Source organism: Variovorax nitratireducens (assembly GCF_051216545.1).
Taxonomy (GTDB): domain Bacteria; phylum Pseudomonadota; class Gammaproteobacteria; order Burkholderiales; family Burkholderiaceae_C; genus Variovorax.
In genome coordinates this window covers 52,132-69,306 of record NZ_JBPJZO010000002.1, presented here as the reverse complement: position 1 = coordinate 69,306, position 17,175 = coordinate 52,132, and the positions used below count along the sequence as shown (strand labels likewise).

18 protein-coding genes are annotated in these 17,175 nt (G+C 68.4%); 16 read left to right on the top strand and 2 right to left on the bottom strand.

The window, feature by feature from the left end; translation table 11 throughout:
* Positions 1-68 precede the first annotated feature (68 nt).
* Genes ACSFA8_RS05625 through ACSFA8_RS05615 form a run of 3 tightly spaced genes read left to right on the top strand, consistent with a single transcriptional unit; the run spans position 69 to position 2,825 of the window.
* Positions 69-1,289 (top strand): helix-turn-helix domain-containing protein, encoded by a 1,221-nt coding sequence (locus ACSFA8_RS05625; protein ID WP_435478531.1) that lies wholly within the window; start codon positions 69-71, stop codon positions 1,287-1,289.
* A gap of 46 nt (positions 1,290-1,335) precedes the next feature.
* The gene (locus ACSFA8_RS05620; protein WP_435478530.1) at positions 1,336-2,013 is read left to right on the top strand and encodes an NHL repeat-containing protein; all 678 of its coding nucleotides are present in this window, start codon (positions 1,336-1,338) and stop codon (positions 2,011-2,013) included.
* Between the two features lie 20 nt (positions 2,014-2,033).
* On the top strand, positions 2,034-2,825 hold the full coding sequence (locus tag ACSFA8_RS05615) for a DUF899 domain-containing protein (protein ID WP_435478529.1): 792 nt from the start codon (positions 2,034-2,036) through the stop codon (positions 2,823-2,825).
* Between the two features lie 109 nt (positions 2,826-2,934).
* Here the strand turns inward: ACSFA8_RS05615 and ACSFA8_RS05610 are convergent, their stop codons facing one another.
* Together ACSFA8_RS05610 and ACSFA8_RS05605 are read right to left on the bottom strand one after the other, a co-directional pair.
* Entirely contained in the window at positions 2,935-3,348 is a 414-nt protein-coding gene (locus ACSFA8_RS05610) for a hypothetical protein (protein WP_435478528.1), read from the bottom strand.
* Positions 3,349-3,376: 28 nt separating this feature from the next.
* On the bottom strand, positions 3,377-3,625 hold the full coding sequence (locus ACSFA8_RS05605; protein WP_286623770.1) for a DUF3297 family protein: 249 nt from the start codon (positions 3,623-3,625) through the stop codon (positions 3,377-3,379).
* A gap of 107 nt (positions 3,626-3,732) precedes the next feature.
* Between ACSFA8_RS05605 and atzF the strand changes: the two genes are divergently transcribed.
* The 13 genes from atzF to ACSFA8_RS05540 all read left to right on the top strand — a co-directional run bounded on the left by atzF (position 3,733) and on the right by ACSFA8_RS05540 (position 17,146).
* Complete coding sequence (gene atzF, locus ACSFA8_RS05600) at positions 3,733-5,445, top strand: allophanate hydrolase (protein WP_435478527.1); 1,713 nt, start codon at positions 3,733-3,735, stop codon at positions 5,443-5,445.
* Positions 5,446-5,488: 43 nt separating this feature from the next.
* Positions 5,489-6,490 (top strand): ABC transporter substrate-binding protein, encoded by a 1,002-nt coding sequence (locus ACSFA8_RS05595; protein ID WP_435478526.1) that lies wholly within the window; start codon positions 5,489-5,491, stop codon positions 6,488-6,490.
* Between the two features lie 131 nt (positions 6,491-6,621).
* Positions 6,622-7,449, top strand: coding sequence for an ABC transporter permease (locus ACSFA8_RS05590; protein ID WP_435478525.1), 828 nt, complete (start codon positions 6,622-6,624; stop codon positions 7,447-7,449).
* A 165-nt stretch (positions 7,450-7,614) separates the two neighbouring features.
* Positions 7,615-8,448 (top strand): ABC transporter ATP-binding protein, encoded by an 834-nt coding sequence (locus ACSFA8_RS05585; protein WP_435478524.1) that lies wholly within the window; start codon positions 7,615-7,617, stop codon positions 8,446-8,448.
* The gene (locus ACSFA8_RS05580; protein ID WP_435478523.1) at positions 8,445-8,651 is read left to right on the top strand and encodes a DUF4089 domain-containing protein; all 207 of its coding nucleotides are present in this window, start codon (positions 8,445-8,447) and stop codon (positions 8,649-8,651) included. Before ACSFA8_RS05585 ends, ACSFA8_RS05580 begins: the two co-directional genes overlap by 4 nt.
* A complete protein-coding gene (locus ACSFA8_RS05575) occupies positions 8,648-10,072 on the top strand; it encodes an AtzE family amidohydrolase (RefSeq protein ID WP_435478522.1) in 1,425 nt (474 codons plus the stop codon). Before ACSFA8_RS05580 ends, ACSFA8_RS05575 begins: the two co-directional genes overlap by 4 nt.
* A 325-nt stretch (positions 10,073-10,397) precedes the next feature.
* A complete protein-coding gene (gene hpxZ / locus ACSFA8_RS05570) occupies positions 10,398-10,772 on the top strand; it encodes an oxalurate catabolism protein HpxZ (protein WP_435479187.1) in 375 nt (124 codons plus the stop codon).
* 80 nt (positions 10,773-10,852) lie between these two features.
* Complete coding sequence (locus tag ACSFA8_RS05565) at positions 10,853-11,968, top strand: BMP family ABC transporter substrate-binding protein (protein ID WP_435478521.1); 1,116 nt, start codon at positions 10,853-10,855, stop codon at positions 11,966-11,968.
* Positions 11,969-12,095: 127 nt separating this feature from the next.
* Positions 12,096-13,178: an ABC transporter permease gene (locus ACSFA8_RS05560; protein WP_435478520.1), complete on the top strand. Its 1,083-nt coding sequence runs from the start codon at positions 12,096-12,098 to the stop codon at positions 13,176-13,178.
* Positions 13,175-14,095: an ABC transporter permease gene (locus tag ACSFA8_RS05555; RefSeq protein ID WP_435478519.1), complete on the top strand. Its 921-nt coding sequence runs from the start codon at positions 13,175-13,177 to the stop codon at positions 14,093-14,095. The genes ACSFA8_RS05560 and ACSFA8_RS05555 overlap by 4 nt, the downstream gene beginning before the upstream one ends.
* A gap of 9 nt (positions 14,096-14,104) precedes the next feature.
* Entirely contained in the window at positions 14,105-14,794 is a 690-nt protein-coding gene (gene biuH, locus ACSFA8_RS05550; protein WP_435478518.1) for a biuret amidohydrolase, read from the top strand.
* A 16-nt stretch (positions 14,795-14,810) separates the two neighbouring features.
* A complete protein-coding gene (locus ACSFA8_RS05545) occupies positions 14,811-16,475 on the top strand; it encodes an ABC transporter ATP-binding protein (protein ID WP_435478517.1) in 1,665 nt (554 codons plus the stop codon).
* Positions 16,472-17,146, top strand: a complete 675-nt coding sequence (locus tag ACSFA8_RS05540) for a cysteine hydrolase family protein (protein ID WP_435478516.1) — start codon at positions 16,472-16,474, stop codon at positions 17,144-17,146. Before ACSFA8_RS05545 ends, ACSFA8_RS05540 begins: the two co-directional genes overlap by 4 nt.
* Positions 17,147-17,175 lie beyond the last annotated feature (29 nt).

Below are 17,175 nucleotides of genomic sequence, written 5' to 3'. Positions count from 1 at the left end.
TGCGTTGATGCGTCGCATCGAATGCGTGCCGCCGTCTGCCGCCATATGCCGCGGTGTAGCCTGTCGCCATGGACTCCCTGATCGCCGCCTCCGCGCGTGCGCTCGCCGCCGGCGACGCGCTCGGCGCGCTCAAGCGGGTGGCCCTGCGCGACGACCCGCCGGCGCTGGCCTTGCGCGGCATTGCCATGGCCCAGCTCGGCGAGCACCCGCGTGCCCGTGAGCTCCTGCGGCGCGCTGCCCGCGGCTTTGGTGCCCACGAGGAGCTGGCGCGCGCGCGCTGCGTCGTCGCCGAGGCCGAGGTGGCGCTGGCCATGCGGGATCTCGGTGGTTCGCCGCGCCCGCTGGCGGCGGCGGCGAGCACGCTCGAGGCGCGCGCCGATCGAGGCAACGCGCTGCAGGCGCGGCTGATCGCGGTGCGCAGGCTCGTGCTGCTGGGCCGCCTCGACGAGGCAGCCGACGCGCTGGCGCGGCTCGATGCGCGTGGACTGCCGCCGGCGCTGGCGGCGGTGGCCAAGTTGACCGAAGCGGAGCTGGCACTGCGCTCGCTGCGCACAGTCCCGGCGCGGGCGGCGCTCGCATTGGCGCAAGAGGCGGCCGATCGGGCCCGCGTGCCGGCACTCCTGGCCGAGCTGGCGGAGTTGCGGGCTGCGCTCGACCGTCCCGCCGCGCGGCGCCGCTTCGCCGGCGGCGAGCAGGTGCTTCGCCTCGATGAAGTCGCGGCGCTGCTGGCCTCGGACGCACTGGTGGTCGACGCCTGCCGTCGCGGCCTGGGCGCTGGCGATGCATGGCGGCCGCTGGCGCGCCGGCCGGTGCTGTTCGCGCTGGCGCGTGCGCTCGCCGAAGCGTGGCCTGGCGATGTCGATCGCGAAGCCTTGATTGCGAACGCATTCAACACACGCCGGCCCGACGAGACGCATCGCGCGCGCCTGCGGGTAGAGATCGGCCGTCTGCGCGCGCTCGTCAAGCCGTTCGCGCACATCGAGGCCACCGCGCGAGGCTTCGTCCTCAAGCCGCACGGTAATCGCGCGGTCGTCATGCTGGCACCATCCATCGACGGCGACCAGGCATCGCTGGTGGCGCTGCTGTCCGACGGCGCGGCCTGGTCGACCTCGGCGCTCGGGTTGGCGCTGGGGGCCAGCCAGCGCACTGTCCAGCGAGCGCTGGTCGAGCTCGAGGCGGCTGGGCGGGTGCGCGCGATCGGGCAGGCACGCGCGCGCCGCTGGCTCGCGCCGCCGCTGGCCGGATTCACGACGATCTTGTTACTCCCCGCTGCGCTGCCGTTTGCATAGAGTTGTCTCCAGGCGCCGATCCGAGGCGCACCACCAGGAGCCAGCGATGAGCAGCAGCACAAGCAAAGACAGTCCCCAGCCCACGGCGCATGCGGCCGAGATCGTGCGCGAGTACGGCCCTTTCCCCGGCGTCGAGCACATCCACGGCGTGACCCACGACGGCCACCGCGTCTGGGCCGCCACCGGGGCCAGCCTGGTCGCTTTCGATCCCGGTAGCGGCGAGCCCGCCCGCACGCTGCCCTGTGCCTGCGACGCCGGCACTGCGTTCGACGGCACGCACCTCTACCAGATCGCCGAGACGCGCATCGACAAGATCGATCCGGTCAGCGGCGACGTCGTGGCGTCGATCCCGGCGCCCGGCAGCGGGAGCGACTCGGGGCTAACCTGGGCCGAGGGCAGCCTGTGGGTGGGCCAGTACCGCGATCGCCAGATCCACCAGATCGATCCGGCCACCGGCGCCGTGGTGCGCACCATCGAGTCCAACCGTTTCGTCACCGGCGTGACCTGGGTCGACGGCGAGCTGTGGCACGGCACATGGGAAGGCGACGTGAGCGAGATCCGCCGGATCGACCCGGCGAGCGGCGCCGTGCTCGAGCGGCTGGAGATGCCGAGCGGCACCGGCGTCAGCGGGCTCGAGTCCGACGGTGCAGACCTCTTTTATGCCGGCGGCGGGGAGAGCGGAAAGATCCGCGCCGTGCGCCGCCCGAAAACCGTCAGATCGTGATCGCGCAGAAGGAGTCCATCGTGAACACAGCCATTGCCGAACAAGCCCGCACCTTGAACCATCCCGTCGTGTCGAAGGATCGATGGGTCGCCGAGCGCAAGACGCTGCTGGCGCGCGAAAGGGAACTGACGCACCTGCGCGACCAGGTCGCGCGCGAACGCCGCGCGCTGCCGTGGGAGCGCGTCGAGAAGAACTACACCTTCGACGGGCCTGGGGGCCGGCGCTCGCTCGCTGACCTGTTCGAAGGACGCAGCCAGCTGCTGGTGCAGCACTTCATGTTCGGCCCGGGGTGGGAGCAAGGTTGCCCGAGCTGCTCCTTCATGGCCGACCACATCGCTGGGATGCAGGTGCACCTCGAACACCGCGACGTCACGTTGCTGGTCGTCTCGCGCGCGCCGCTGGCCGAGATCGAGCGCTTTCGCCAGCGCATGGGCTGGCAGTTCATGTGGGTCTCGTCGCATGGCAGCGACTTCAACCCCGATTTCGGCGTCAGCTTCACGCCGGAAGCGATGGCCAGGGGCGAGGTCTATTACAACTACAGCGTGCGTCCGTTCCCGAGCGAGGAGGCGCCCGGTATCAGCGTGTTTTGCAAGGACGAGGCGGGCGATGTCTTTCACACCTACTCGACCTACGAGCGCGGCGTGGAGGTGATGATGGGCACCTACAACCTGCTCGACCTCATGCCGAAGGGCCGCGACGAGCGCAAAGTGGACTACAAGATGGAGTGGGTGCGCCACCACGACCGCTACGAGCCGGCACCGGCCTCGAAGCCGGCAGCGGCGGCCGGTTCGTGCTGCGCTGCGCACGCATGAGCACACCATGGCAAGCCTTTGGCCATGGCTGGCGGTTGCAGGGGTCGGCGCCCTGCACGGGTTGAACCCGGCCACCGGATGGCTTTAGACTGCCGCGCCGCCGCCGCCCTCAGCGCACCGTCGACATCACCGTAGCACGGCACCTCGGCTGGTCGCGCGGCGCCAGCATCATGCAGTTGTCCAGGGCGCGCTGCTGCATGTCGCTCAGCTTGGGCTGCTCCCTGGGTTGATCCTGCCATTGACGATGGGCCGGCGGTGGCGGCGGCTGATCCGCCCATTGCTGGCGACGGTCGTAGCCCCTTTCGTCATATTCCCGTCGTTCGTAGTCCCGTCGTTCGTACTCGCGTCGTTCGTATCGGTCGCGGTCGCGTCGCAACTGCCGCATGCACGAGTTGAAGTCGACGCCGGAGCGGCCGCTGGCGCAGTACCTGCGGTCGCTTTCGTACACGTCGTTGTCGCTCTGGGCCACGGCACTGAAGGTGCTCATGAGGCCCAGGAAGGCCAGGACAGCAAGTTTTTTCATGATGGTTGGACGGGAAACCCGTGGTTGACTACCGGTAGAACACCTCGACTCGCCCCTTCAGCTTGATCAGCAGCGGCTTGCCCTTGCGATCCAGCGTCCGCCCTGCGGGTACCTTGATCCAGCCCTCGCTGATGCAGTACTCCTCCACGTCGGCACGCTCCTTGTCGTTGAAGCGGATGCCGATGTCGCGCTCGAACACGGCAGCGACGTGGTGTGGGCTGCGCGGGTCGATCGACAGGTGGTCGGGCAGGGGTGGAACTTGATCGGCTTCGGTCATGGGTGGTTTCTTGCTTCCTCGATTCCCGCCATTTTGACCCCCTTGCGGCCGAAAAACCGGTTGGCACGCCGCTTGCATCTAATCATGTACACAAGACAGGATGCTTGATGATGGTGCATGAAATGGCTCCGCTCGCCGGGCCCGCTTCGAATGACGAACCCGCCGCCACCGCCTGGATCGCGCGCTTCGCCGTGCCGGTGCAGGGCGCGCAGACCGGGCCGCTCGCGGGGCTGCGCTTCGCGATCAAGGACAACATCGACGCGGCCGGCGTGCCCACCACGGCCGCCTGCCCGGCGTTCGAGCGCTTCCCCGCCGAACACGCCCATGTGGTGCAGCGCCTGCTCGATGCCGGTGCCACGCTGATCGGCAAGACCAACCTCGACCAGTTCGCCTGCGGCCTGAACGGCACGCGCTCGCCGTACGGCGCCGTGCCCAATGCCTACGACGCGCGCTATGTATCGGGCGGCTCCAGCTCCGGCTCGGCCTATGTGGTCGCCACTGGCCAGGTCGATTTCGCGCTCGGCACCGACACCGCCGGCTCAGGGCGCGTGCCGGCTGGCCTGAACAACATCGTCGGGCTGAAGCCCACCAAGGGGTTGCTGAGCACGCGCGGCGTGTTACCGGCGGCCCAGAGCGTCGACTGCGTCTCGGTCTTCGCGCCCACCGTGGCGCTGGCGCTGCAGGTGCTGCAGGTGGCCAGGGGCTTTGACGCGGCCGACCCCTATGCGCGGCCGCTGCGGCTGCTCGGCGCGCCGCTGCCGGCGCGCTTCCGGTTCGGCGTGCCCTCGGCCCTCGAATTCTTCGGCGACCAGCTCGCCGCGGCGGCCTTCGACGACGCGATCGCGCGGCTCGAAGCGCTCGGCGGCGAGCGCGTGGCGATCGACTATGCACCGCTGGCCGAAGCCGCGGCGCTGCTCTACGACAGTGCACTGGTGGCCGAGCGCTACGCTGCCGTGCGCCCGTTCTTCGATGCCCACGAGGCCGACGTGATCGAGCCGGTGCGCAGCATCCTCGCGAGCGGCCGCAATTACAACGCGGCCGACTTGGTCGACGCACAGATCCGCCTGCGCGAACTCGCGCAGCGCGTGGCGCCCATGTGGGAGCACATCGACCTGCTGCTGGTGCCGACCGCGCCCACCCACTGCACTCTCGAGGCGATGCTGGCCGACCCGGTGGCGCGCAACCGCGAACTCGGCGCGTACACCAACTTCGTCAACCTGCTCGACTACGCGGCGCTGTCGGTGCCCAGCAGCATCCGGCCCGACGGGCTGCCGTTCGGCATCACGCTGATCGGCCCTTGCGGCAGCGACCTGCAACTGGCCGAACTGGGCCAGCGCTACCACCACGCCACCGGCCTCACGCTGGGCGCCACCGGGCAGCCCATGCCGCCGCCGGTCGCAATGCCGATGACTGCCGACACCGTCAAGGTCGCGGTCGTCGGCGCCCACCTGTCGGGCATGCCGCTCAACGGCCAGCTGCGCGAGCGCGGTGCGCGGCTGCTGGCCGAAACGCAGACCGCGGCGCAGTACCGGCTCTACGCCCTGCCCGGCACCGTGCCGCCCAAGCCCGGCATGGTGCGCGTCGCGCCCGGCACCGGCGGCGCCATCACGGTCGAGGTGTGGGAGATGCCCGCCGCGCACTACGGCAGCTTCGTCGCACTCATTCCGGCGCCTCTCGGCATCGGCAGCCTGACGCTGGCCGACGGCACCAGCGTGCAGGGCTTTCTGTGCGAAGCGCTGGCGCTCGAGGGCGCCGAAGACATCACACAACACGGCGGCTGGCGCCGCTTCATAGCGTCGAGACAAGTCACTGCGGCCTGAGTGCCGCGCCTTCATCAACTTCCATCTCATGCAGGAGCGTTCCATGACCCCCAAGCCAATCTCTTCCGGGCCCTCGCGCCGCAAACTGCTGCAAGCAGGCGCCGCCGGCCTCGGCGTGCTGGCCGCACCCGCCATCGTGCGCGCCCAGACCGGCCCGAAGATCCGCATTGGCTTCTGGCCGGTGGCGGCTGGCCTGCCGTTCTTCGCGGCGATCGAGAAAGGCTACTTCAAGGAAGCGGGCCTCGAGGTGGAGCCGCTCAAGTTCGCCGGCGCCCAGCAGGTGATGGAGGCGATGCTGTCGGGCCGCTCCGACGGCAGCTCCAACGGCACCGGCTCGGCCAACCTCGCGATCGGCGAGATCGCGCAGCCGGGCCTGTTCAAGATTTTCTGCACCAACCCGAGCAACGCGAAATTCGTGCTCGACGAGTTCATCACCGGCAAAGACAGCCCGATCAAGACCATGGCCGACCTCAAGGGCAAGAAGGTCGCGTCCGGCCCCGGCATCCAGAACGTCACGCTGTGCAAGACGATGCTGGAGCGCGCCGGCGCCACCGGCGCGACGGTGTCGGAACTGCCGATCGGCCAGCACATCGCCTCACTGGTGGCCGGCCAGGTCGACGCTTGCTACACGCTCGAGCCGACCGGCACCATCGGCCGCATGAACGGCACCACCCGCGTGATCGAGGCCGGCGTGGTCGCCAGGTACATCTTGGGTGACCCGATGGCGCCCTGGCACGGCGGCGCGGCCAGCCTCACCACCGAGTTCATCAAGAAGAACCCTGAGGTGTCCAAGAAGTTCATCGCCGCCTACGCGCGCGGCGTCGAGCTGGTGCGCAGCAAGCCCGACGACGCGCGCCAGTACATGAAGGGCTACACCGCCATCGAGGGCGCGCTCACCGCCGAGGTGCCGCTCGCGTCGTACATGCTCTACAACGAGTTCAAGCCGAGCGACGTGGCGTACTTCCAGAAGTTCTACGACCTGTTCACCGAGAAAGGCATCTTCGAAAAGAAGGTGCTGGTGGACGGCCTGCTCTACAAGGCCTGACATGAGGCTCGCCCCCAGCCTTCGCGCACTTCGTGTCGCTTCGTCTACCCCCTACCCGGGGGCAACACCGGCGGCCCGGCAAAGCCGGTTCCTCGGTGTTCCTGGAAAAGCAATCCTGAAGGAGTTTTGAAATGGGCGAAGCCAACACCGCCACGGCCGCGCCGTGGACTCCGCCAGCCAGCGCCGCCACAGCGGCACCGAAGCCGCCGCTGCGCGACCGCCTGCTGCCGTTCATCGGCCCCGTGGTGCTGTTCATCGTGTGGGATCTGGTGGTGCGCCTCGGATTCATCAAGCCGATCCTGCTGCCGACGCCAGCCGACACCGTCTCCGCGCTCATCACGGGGCTTGCGGGCGGGCCGTTGCTGCTCGACTTTGCGGTTACCGTGTGGCGGACGCTGCAGGCGTTCGCGATCGCGGCAGTCGTCGGTGTGCCGCTCGGCGTGCTGCTGGGCAGCAACGAGAAGGCCTACCGCAGCGTCGAGTTCCTGATCGACTTCTTTCGCTCGACACCCTCGTCGGCGCTGATCCCGCTGTTCCTGCTGATCTTCGGCGTGTCCGACATCAACAAGGTGGCGATCGCGGCCTTCGGCGCGTTCCTGATCGTCATCTTCAACAGCGCCTACGGCGTCATCAACGCGCGCAAGCAGCGCGTGATGGCGGCGCGCGTGATGGGCGCCTCGCGCTGGCAGATTTTCAAGGACGTGCTGATCTGGGAGAGCCTGCAGCCATCGTTCGTGGGCCTGCGCTCGGCCGTGTCGATGGCGCTGGTGATCGTGATCGTGGCCGAGATGTTCATCGGCAGCGACAACGGCCTCGGCCATCGCATCATCGACGCGCAGCAGGTGCTCAACGTCAAGAGCATGTATGCCGCCATCCTCGCGGCCGGCGCGCTGGGCTACGCGCTCAACATCCTTTTCCTTGTGGCCGAACGCCGCATCGTGCACTGGAGCGGAAGATGATGGCCCACCCCCAGTCTTCGCGCACTTCGTGTCGCTTCGCCAACCCCCTGCGAGGGGGCGCCGCCTGCGGCCCGGCGAAGCCGGTTCCGCGACGGCTCGCGAACGGCGCTCGCTGCGCGGCGCTTCGATTCGCCCATTCCGGTATTACCGCATCTGGAGCCTTGTATGCGCGCTTCGTCTGACATCGTCCTCAACGGCCCGGTGTATGCCGACGTGCCGAAGCCGGCCTTCGCGCCCGGTCCCGCCGGCACGCACATCACCATTCGCGGCCTGACCAAATACTTCGCGGGTTGGCCGCTCTACGAGAACTTCGACCTCGACATTCCGAAGCATGCGATCGTCTCGGTGTTCGGGCCCAACGGCTGCGGCAAGTCGACGCTGATCAACATGATCGCGGGGCTGATCCCGATCGACTCGGGCGAGATCCTGTTCGACGGCAAATCGCTCAAGGACACCAAGATCGGCTACGTGTTCCAGAACTACCGCGAAGCGATGTTCCCGTGGATGCGCACCATCGACAACATCGCCTACCCGCTCAAGCTGGAGGGCAGGTCGAAGGTCGAGGTCGACCGCCGCATGGAAGAGTTGGTGGCGTCGTTCGACGTCAAGTTCGACTTGAAGCGCTTTCCCTACGAGCTCTCGGGCGGGCAGCAGCAGACCGCATCGATCATGCGCGCGCTGGCGCCCAACCCGGAGGTGCTGTTTCTCGACGAGCCGTTCTCGGCGCTCGACTTCGAGATGACGCTGTTCATCCGCGAGAAGCTGCAGGAGGTGTTCATGCAGACCGGCACCACCATGCTGCTGGTGTCGCACGACCTGGAAGAGGCCGTGTACCTGGCCGACCAGGTGCTGCTGCTGACCAAGCGGCCGACCAAAGTGGCCGAGATCCTCGCCTACGGTGACGCACGGCCGCGCACGCTCGACACGCTCAGCGCGGCCAGCTTCATCGCGGCGAAGAAGCTCAGCCTCGAGATCTTCCAGCGGGAAGTCCGGCGATGACGCCCGCCCAGACCGAAGCCTATGTCGACGCGGCTGCCGCCGCGCTCGACCTGAAGCTGCGGCCCGAGCATCGCCCCGGCGTGCTGCGCTACTTCGCGCTGGCCGCGGAAATGGCGGCGCTGGTCGAGGCCGTGCCGCTCGATCCGCATGCCGAGCCCGCGGTGAGCTTCGTGCCGGTGTCGCCGAGGGAGCCAGAGGCATGAGTGCGGCCGACCTTTTGCTGAAAGACGCATCGGCGATGGCCGATGCGGTGCGCAGCAATGCGGTCAGTGCCGTCGCGCTGGTGCAGGCCAGCCTGGACCGCATTGCCGCGACCGACCCACGCGTCAACGCCTTCACAGACGTGGTGCGCGAACGCGCGCTGCGGCGCGCCGGCCAGGTCGACGGCTCGCTCGCGTCGGCCAACGGCGCACGCACGCGCGAGCTGCCGCTGCTGGGCGTGCCCTTCGCCGTCAAGAACCTGTTCGACATCGCCGGCCTGCCCACGCTCGCCGGCTCGAAGATCGAGCGCAGCAGTACGCCGATGCGCGCGGACGCAGCGCTGGTGCGGCGGCTCGAGAGCGCCGGTGCGGTGCTGGTCGGCGCGCTCAACATGGACGAGTACGCCTACGGCTTCACCACCGAGAACAGCCACGTGGGCGCAGTGCACAACCCGCACGACCTCACGCGCATCGCGGGCGGCTCCTCGGGCGGTTCGGGTGCGGCGGTCGCGGCCGGCCAGGTGCCGCTCACGCTCGGCTCCGACACCAACGGGTCGATCCGCGTGCCGGCCTCGCTGTGCGGCATCTTCGGGCTCAAGCCGACCTTCGGACGGCTGCCGCGCACCGGCAGCTACCCGTTCATATCGAGCCTCGACCACCTCGGGCCGTTCGCGCGTTCGGTGCGCGACCTCGCACTCGCCTACGACGCGATGCAGGGCCCCGAGACGGTCGAGCCGCACGATCCCGGCTGCGCGCAGCGCGCCGCCGAGCCCACTGTGTCGCAACTGACGCACGGCGTGGCCGGGCTGCGCATCGGCGTGCTGGGCGGTTACTTCCGCCAGCGCGCGCAGGCCGACGCCCTGAGCGCGGTCGACCGCGTGGCCGAAGCGCTGGGCGCCCGCAAGGTCGTCGAGTTGCCGATGGTCGAGGCCGGCCGTGCCGCCGCGTTTCTCATTACCAATTCGGAAGGCGCCGCGCTGCATCTGGCCAACTTGCGCAAGCGCCCGCAAGACTTCGAACCGCTCTCGCGCGACCGCTTCCTCGCGGGGGCGCTGTTGCCGGCGGCTTGGGTAGCGCGGGCGCAGCGCGTGCGCCGTCTGTATGCGGAGCGCGTGGCAAAGCTGTTCGAGCGCTTCGACATCCTGCTGGCCGCGTCCACGCCCTGCGCCGCGACGCCGATCGGTGCGGAATGGTTTGACATCAACGGCCACCAACTGCCGGTGCGCCCGAACATGGGCGTGCTGACGCAGCCGATCTCGTGCATCGGACTGCCGGTGTGCGGCGTGCCGGTGTGGGGCGCGCATGCCAGCCTGCCGATCGGCGTGCAGGTCATCGGTGCGCCTTGGCGCGAAGACCTTGTGCTGCGTGTCGCGGCGGCGCTTGAAAGCGCTGGGGTGGCGCAGTCGCCGGTGGCAGCGCTATGAGCTGGTTGCCTGCTTCAGGGCGGGATCACGCCGACGGCGTACTCTGCTCCGCGAATGTCCCCCGGCCTGCGGCCTCCTCCTTTATTTCGCTGCGCAGAGCACGCCATCGGCGAGATCCGTCAGAGCGGCGGTTCATCGACGAAAACAACACAGCGTCACCCGTGCCAAGGGCATCGGGTGTCCCCCGCAGCGAAATAAAGGAGGAGGGCGAAGCCCGGGGGACATTCGCGGAGGGGGATACCCGGTGTCCTCGGCACGCGCCCTGAATCTCCCCGAACGCACGAACGCACGAACGCAAGCAACCGACATGAATGAAGCAATGTCCCTGGCCATCAACCTGCCAGACATCGTGGCCGAGGTCACCGCCGCCTTTGCGCGTTACGAAGACGCACTCGTGAACAACAAGGTCGAGGTGCTCGACGAACTGTTCTGGGACAGCGCGCACACGCTGCGCTACGGCGCCACCGAAAACCTCTACGGCTACGACGCCATCAAGAACTTCCGCGCCGGCCGGCCCGCCACGGGCCTCTCGCGCGACATCCTGCGCACCGTCATCACTACCTACGGCACCGATTTCGCCACCACCAACGTCGAATTCCAGCGCCACGGAAGCCCAAGGACGGGGCGCCAGAGCCAGACCTGGATGCGAACCGCACAAGGCTGGCGCGTCGTGGCCGCGCACGTCAGCCCTCTGGGCTGATCCGCGCAGGCACGCTTTATGCACACCGTCTTGTATCCAAGTTGTCCCCGCCCTGTTTCCGTCTTTCTTTGGAGCACACCATGAGCCAGATCAACCGTCGCGACTCCCTCAAATCCATCGCCGCGCTCGGCGCCGCCACCACGCTCGGCGGCTGGAGCGCGCTTGCCAATGCCCAGAAGCCGCTGACCGTGGGCGTGATCTACGTCGGCCCGCGCGACGACTACGGCTACAACCAGGCGCACGCGCAGGCCGCCGCCGAAATCAAGAAGCTGCCCGGCATCAAGGTGGTCGAGGAAGAGAACGTGCCCGAAACCGCCGCGGTGCAGAAGACCATGACCGGCATGATTGCGCAGGACGGCGCCAAGCTGCTGTTCCCCACCTCGTTCGGCTACTTCGATCCCCACCTGCTGGCGCTGGCCGCCAAGTACCCCGACGTGCGCTTCTCGCATTGCGGCGGCATGTGGACGGAAGGCAAGCACCCGAAGAACGCGGGCAGCTTCTTCGGCTACATCGACGAATGCCAGTACCTCAACGGCGTGATCGCGGCGCACATGACCAAGAGCAACAAGATTGCCTTCGTCGCGGCCAAGCCGATTCCGCAGGTGCTGCGCAACATCAACGCCTTCACGCTCGGTGCGCGCTCGGTCAAGCCCGGCATCACCTGCAGCGTGATCTTCACCGGCGATTGGTCGATGGCCGTGAAGGAAGCCGAGGCCACCAACAGCCTGGCCGACCAGGGCTGCGACGTGTTCACGATGCACGTCGATGGCCCCAAGGTGGTGGTCGAGACGGCCGCCAAGCGCGGCAAGATGGTGTGCGGCTACCACGCGAGCCAGGCCAAGCTGGCGCCCGCCGCCTACCTCACCGGCGCCGAGTGGAACTGGCTCACCGCATACAAGACCATCATCGAAGCGGCGCAGACCGGCAAGCCGCATCCCAACTTCCTGCGCGGGGGCCTGAAGGAAGGCTTCGTGAAGATGTCGGCCTACGGCTCGATGGTCACAGATGCAGCGAAGAAGCAGGCCGACGAGATCAAGGCCAAGATGGTCGCGGGCAATTTCGACATCTTCAAGGACGGCATCAAGGACAACAAGGGCGCCGTTGTGGTGCCGGCCGGCAAGGTGCTCAAGCAGACCGACCTCGAGCTCGAAAAGATGAACTACCTGGTTGAAGGCGTGCTGGGTAGTATTGGATGACATCCCCCAGTCTTCGCGCACTGCGTGTCGCTTCGCCAACCCCCTTTGCAAGGGGGCGCAGCCGGCGGCCCGGCAAAGCCGGTTCCGCGGCTGCCCGCGACTGAAGCCTGAAAACAGGGGCCGCATCATGCGCAATGCCATCAAGGAAATCGCCCTGCCGGCGTTCGCCATCGCGGCGGCGCTGCTGGTGTTCGGGGTGCTGGTCTGGTTCGCCGGGGTCAACCCGGTGGACGTGTGGGTCACGCTGTTCAAGGGCGCGTTCGGCGACTGGTTCTCGTGGCAGAACACGCTGCAGCGCGCTGCACCGCTCATGCTGACGGCGCTGTGCGTGGCGATTCCGGCGCGCGCCGGACTCATCATCATCGGCGGCGAGGGCGCGCTGGTGCTGGGCGGACTGGCCTGCGCCGCGCTGCCCTACATCGTGCCGCTACCGGGCAGCATCGTGGGTACCGTGTTCGTGTGCATCGCCGGCGCCACCGCTGGCGCGCTGTGGATCATGCTGGCCGGCTGGCTGCGCCAGTACCGCGGCATCAATGAAACCATCAGCAGCCTGCTGCTGGCCTACATTGCCATCGGCATCTTCAAGCACCTGGTCGAAGGCCTGCTGCGCGACCCGGCCAGCCTCAACAAGCCGTCGACGCATTCGCTGGCCGAAGGGCTGCTGATCGGCGGGATGTTCGGCTCCGACGTGCACTGGGGCCTGGCGATAGCCGCGGTGGCCTGCATCGGGCTCGGGCTCTGGCTGCGCGCCACGGCGTCGGGCTTCTCGATCCGCGTGGTCGGCGGCAACCCGCGCACCGCGCAACTCGTTGGCCTGCCGGCCACGCGGCTGATCCTCGCGGCCTGCGGCCTTGGCGGCGCGTGCGCCGGGTTGGCCGGTGCGGTTGAGGTGGCGGCAGTGCACACCAACGCGAACGCTTCGATGATCGCGGGCTACGGCTACGCGGGCATCCTGGTGTCGTTCATCGCGCGGCACAACCCCATTGCAATCATCCCCGTGGCCATCCTGTTCGGCGGCTTCGGCGCGGCGGGCAGCCTACTGCAACGCCGGCTCGGCCTGCCCGATGCCTCGGTGCAGGTGCTGCAGGGCATGGCCTTCGTGCTGATCCTGGCGAGCGAAGGCCTGCGCATGGTCGACTGGAAGACGCTGTTCCGCAACCGCATGCCGCGCGCGGTTCAGCCCAAGCTGGTGAAGGAGACCACTGCATGACCGCCGACCAGTGGATTGCGCTGGTTGCCGGCATCGTTGGCGGCGCCTTGCGAGTGGGTGCGCCATTCCTGTTTGTGAGCCTGGGCGAATGCCTCACCGAGAAATCGGGCCGCATCAACCTGGGCCTCGAAGGCGTGCTGGTGCTGTCGGCCATGGCCGCCTTCGGCGGGGCCTACCTCTTCGACTCGGCCTGGATCGGCGTGCTGGTCGGTGCCGCGGCCGGCGCAGTGCTCGCGCTGCTGCATGGCCTGCTGTGCTCGCTCGACCGCGTCAACGACGTGGCCACCGGCATCGCGCTGATGCTGTTCGGCACCGGGCTCGCGTTCTACCTCGGCAAGCCGCTGATCCAGCCGCAGGCGCCGCAGCTTCCGGTCATTCCGCTCGGCTTCTGGAGCGACAACACGGTGGTGCGCGCGGCGCTGCAGGTCAACGCGCTGGTGCCGATCGGCATCGTGTTCGCGGTGTTTCTCTGGTGGGCCTTCGCCCGCACGCGTGCCGGCCTGCTGGTGCGCATGGCGGGCGACTCGGCCAATGCCACCCGTGCACTGGGTTACTCGGTGTCGGGCATCCGCATCGCGGCCACCACGGCGGGCGGCGCCATCGCCGGGCTCGGTGGTGCATCGCTCACGCTGTTTTATCCGGGCAGCTGGAACGAAGGCATCTCGAGCGGGCAAGGCCTGATCGCGGTGGCGTTGGTGATCTTCGCGCGCTGGAGCCCGCTGCGCTGCGTCGGTGCGGCGTTTCTCTTCGGCGGTGCGGGCGCGATCGGGCCGGCGCTGCAGTCGGTGGGCGTGGGCTGGGGCTATCACCTGTTCAACACGGTGCCCTACGTGCTCACGCTCGTGATCCTGGTGCTCACCTGCAAGCCGGGCAGCGTGGCGATCGGCAGTCCGGGTGAACTCTCTTCGACACGGTAAAGACATCCCATGACCGCCACCGTTGCAGCCCAACCCTACGGCTGGCCGTACAACGGCGACCTGCGCCCGGAGAACACCGCGCTCATCGTCATCGACATGCAGACCGATTTCTGCGGCAAGGGCGGCTATGTCGATGTGATGGGCTACGACCTGTCGCTGGTGCAGGCGCCTATCCAGCCGATCGCGCGCACGCTGGCGGCATTGCGGCCTCTGGGCTTCCACATCATCCACACGCGCGAAGGGCACCGGCCCGACCTGGCCGACCTGCCGCCCAACAAGCGCTGGCGCTCGCGCCAGATCGGCGCCAACGGCGTCGGCATCGGCGACGACGGGCCGTGCGGCCGCATCCTGGTGCGGGGCGAGCCGGGTTGGGACATCATTCCAGAGCTGGCGCCGCTGCCGGGCGAGGTCGTCATCGACAAGCCGGGCAAAGGCTCGTTCTATGCCACCGACCTGGAACTCATCCTGCGCACGCGCGGCATCGAGAACCTGATCCTGGCCGGCATCACCACCGACGTGTGCGTGCACACCACCATGCGCGACGCCAACGACCGCGGCTTCGAATGCCTGCTTCTGTCGGACTGCACTGCCGCCACCGACCACGGCAACCACCTGGCCGCGCTCAAGATGATCACGATGCAGGGCGGCGTGTTCGGCGCGCATGCCGAGTCCACCGCACTGCTGGCGGCGCTCACCTGACCCCCGCGAGGACACCATGCCCGAAGAAGCCGCCACGACCCCCATCGGCGCCTTGCCCGCCGGCACCGGCGCCCTTGCGCTCGACACCTACCAGCTCACCAAGCGCTTCGGCGCCTTCACCGCGATGGACAGCGTGACCATGCGCGTCGAGCCTGGCACGGTGCACGCGCTGCTCGGCGAAAACGGTGCGGGCAAGAGCACGCTGGTGAAGTGCGTGGCCGGCTTCCAGCGCGCGGAGCAGGGCAGCATCCTGATAGACGGGCGCGAGCAGGACATTGCCAACCCCATCGTGGCGCGCGCGCTCGGCATCGGCACGGTCTACCAGCACTTCACGCTGGCGCCGGGCATGACCGTCGCCGAAAACCTGTTGCTCGCGGGCGGCAAGACACCGGCGTTGATTGACTGGAAGGTCAAGCGCGCCGAGCTGCAGGCCTTTCTGGCGACCACGCCGTTCAGCCTGGATCTGGACGTCACGCCCTCGTCGCTCGCGGCCGGCGAGAAGCAGAAGCTCGAACTGTTGAAGCAGCTCTACCTGAAGCCGCGTTTGCTGATCCTCGACGAACCCACTTCGGTGCTCACGCCGCAGGAGGCCGACGAGGTGCTGGGCCATGTGCGCGCCTTTGCGCAGAGCGGCATGTGCACCGTGCTCATCATCACGCACAAGTTTCGCGAGGTGATGGCGTATGCCGACAGCGTGACGGTGCTGCGCCGCGGCAAGGCCGTCAAGCATTGCCGCGTGGCCGACACCAGCCCGGCGCAGCTCGCGGCTTCGATGATGGGCGAGGGCGACGCACCACCGCCCGAGGCGGGCCTGCCAGACGCACCCGGGGCGCCCGCCGCGCTCACCGGCCGCGCGCTGCATGGCGCGCAGGCCACGGCCCGAGATGCCAAGGTGCTGCTCCAGGTCGAAGGCCTGGTGGCGCAGGGCGACCGCGGCACACTGGCCGTGCACGACCTGAGCCTGCAGGTGCGCGCCGGCGAGATCCTCGGCGTGGCCGGTGTCTCGGGCAACGGCCAGCGCGAGCTGGTCGAAGCGCTCGTGGGGCAGCGCCCGCGCCTGGCCGGCAAAGTCACGGTGCGCGGCGAGCCCTATCTCGCAAGGCGCGAGGAGAACCGCCGACTGAAGGTACGCAGCCTGCCTGAAGAGCCGCTGCGCAACGCCTGCGTCGGCGACCTCAGCGTGGCCGAGAACATGGCGCTGCGCGACTTCGATCAGCCGCCGTTGGCCAGCGGCGGCCTGCTGCGTTTTCCGGTGTGGCGCAGCCGCGCGCGCGAATGGATTGCCGAGTACGGCGTCAAGACGCAGGGCGAGGGCGCGCCGATCCGCAGCCTCTCTGGCGGCAACGTGCAGCGCGCGGTGCTGGCGCGCGAACTGGCCGGCGACATCGACGTGCTGATCGCGGCCAACCCGGTGTTCGGCCTCGACTTCGCGGCCGTCGCCGAAATCCACAGCCGCATCATGCAGGTGCGCGAGAAGGGCGGCGCGGTGCTGCTCATCAGCGAAGACATCGACGAACTGCTGGAGCTGGCCGACCGCATCGTGGTGATGAGCGAAGGCCGCATCGTCTACGAGACCGACGCGGCCACGGCCGAGCGCCATGTGCTCGGCGCGCACATGGGCGGTGGCGACCACGGCCACGGCCATCACGCTGGCGAAGCTGTTGTTGCGGAGGCCGCATGAGCGTGCTCCAGATCGATGCGACCCCGTTCGCCTACCCGTTCGACATCGCCAAGACCGCCTTCGTCATCATCGACATGCAGCGCGACTTCATCGAGCCCGGCGGCTTTGGCGAAACGCTGGGCAACGACGTCTCGCTGCTCGAAGCGATCGTGCAGCCCACGCAGGCCGTGCTGCAGGCCTGGCGCCAGGCGGGCGGCCTGGTGGTGCACACGCGCGAGGCACACCAGCCCGACCTGTCGGACTGCCCGCCCGCCAAACGCAACCGTGGCGCGCCGACACTGCGCATCGGCGACGAAGGCCCGATGGGCCGCATCCTCGTGATGGGCGAGCCCGGCAACCAGATCATCGACGCGCTCGCGCCCATTGCGGGCGAGATCGTCATCGACAAGCCTGGCAAGGGCGCCTTCTATGCCACCGGCCTGCACGAGTTGTTGCAGGCCAGGGGCATCACGCACCTGCTGTTTGCCGGCGTCACCACCGAGGTCTGCGTGCAGACCACCATGCGCGAGGCCAACGACCGCGGCTACGACGGCCTGCTGCTGGAAGACTGCACCGAAAGCTATTTCCCCGCGTTCAAGACCGCAGCGGTCGAGATGATCCGCGCGCAAGGCGCCATCGTCGGGTGGACGGCGCCGAGCGCTGCGCTGCTGGCCGTTCTGCCCGCTGCCTGACCCGGACTGCAGCAGCGACTAACATTCCA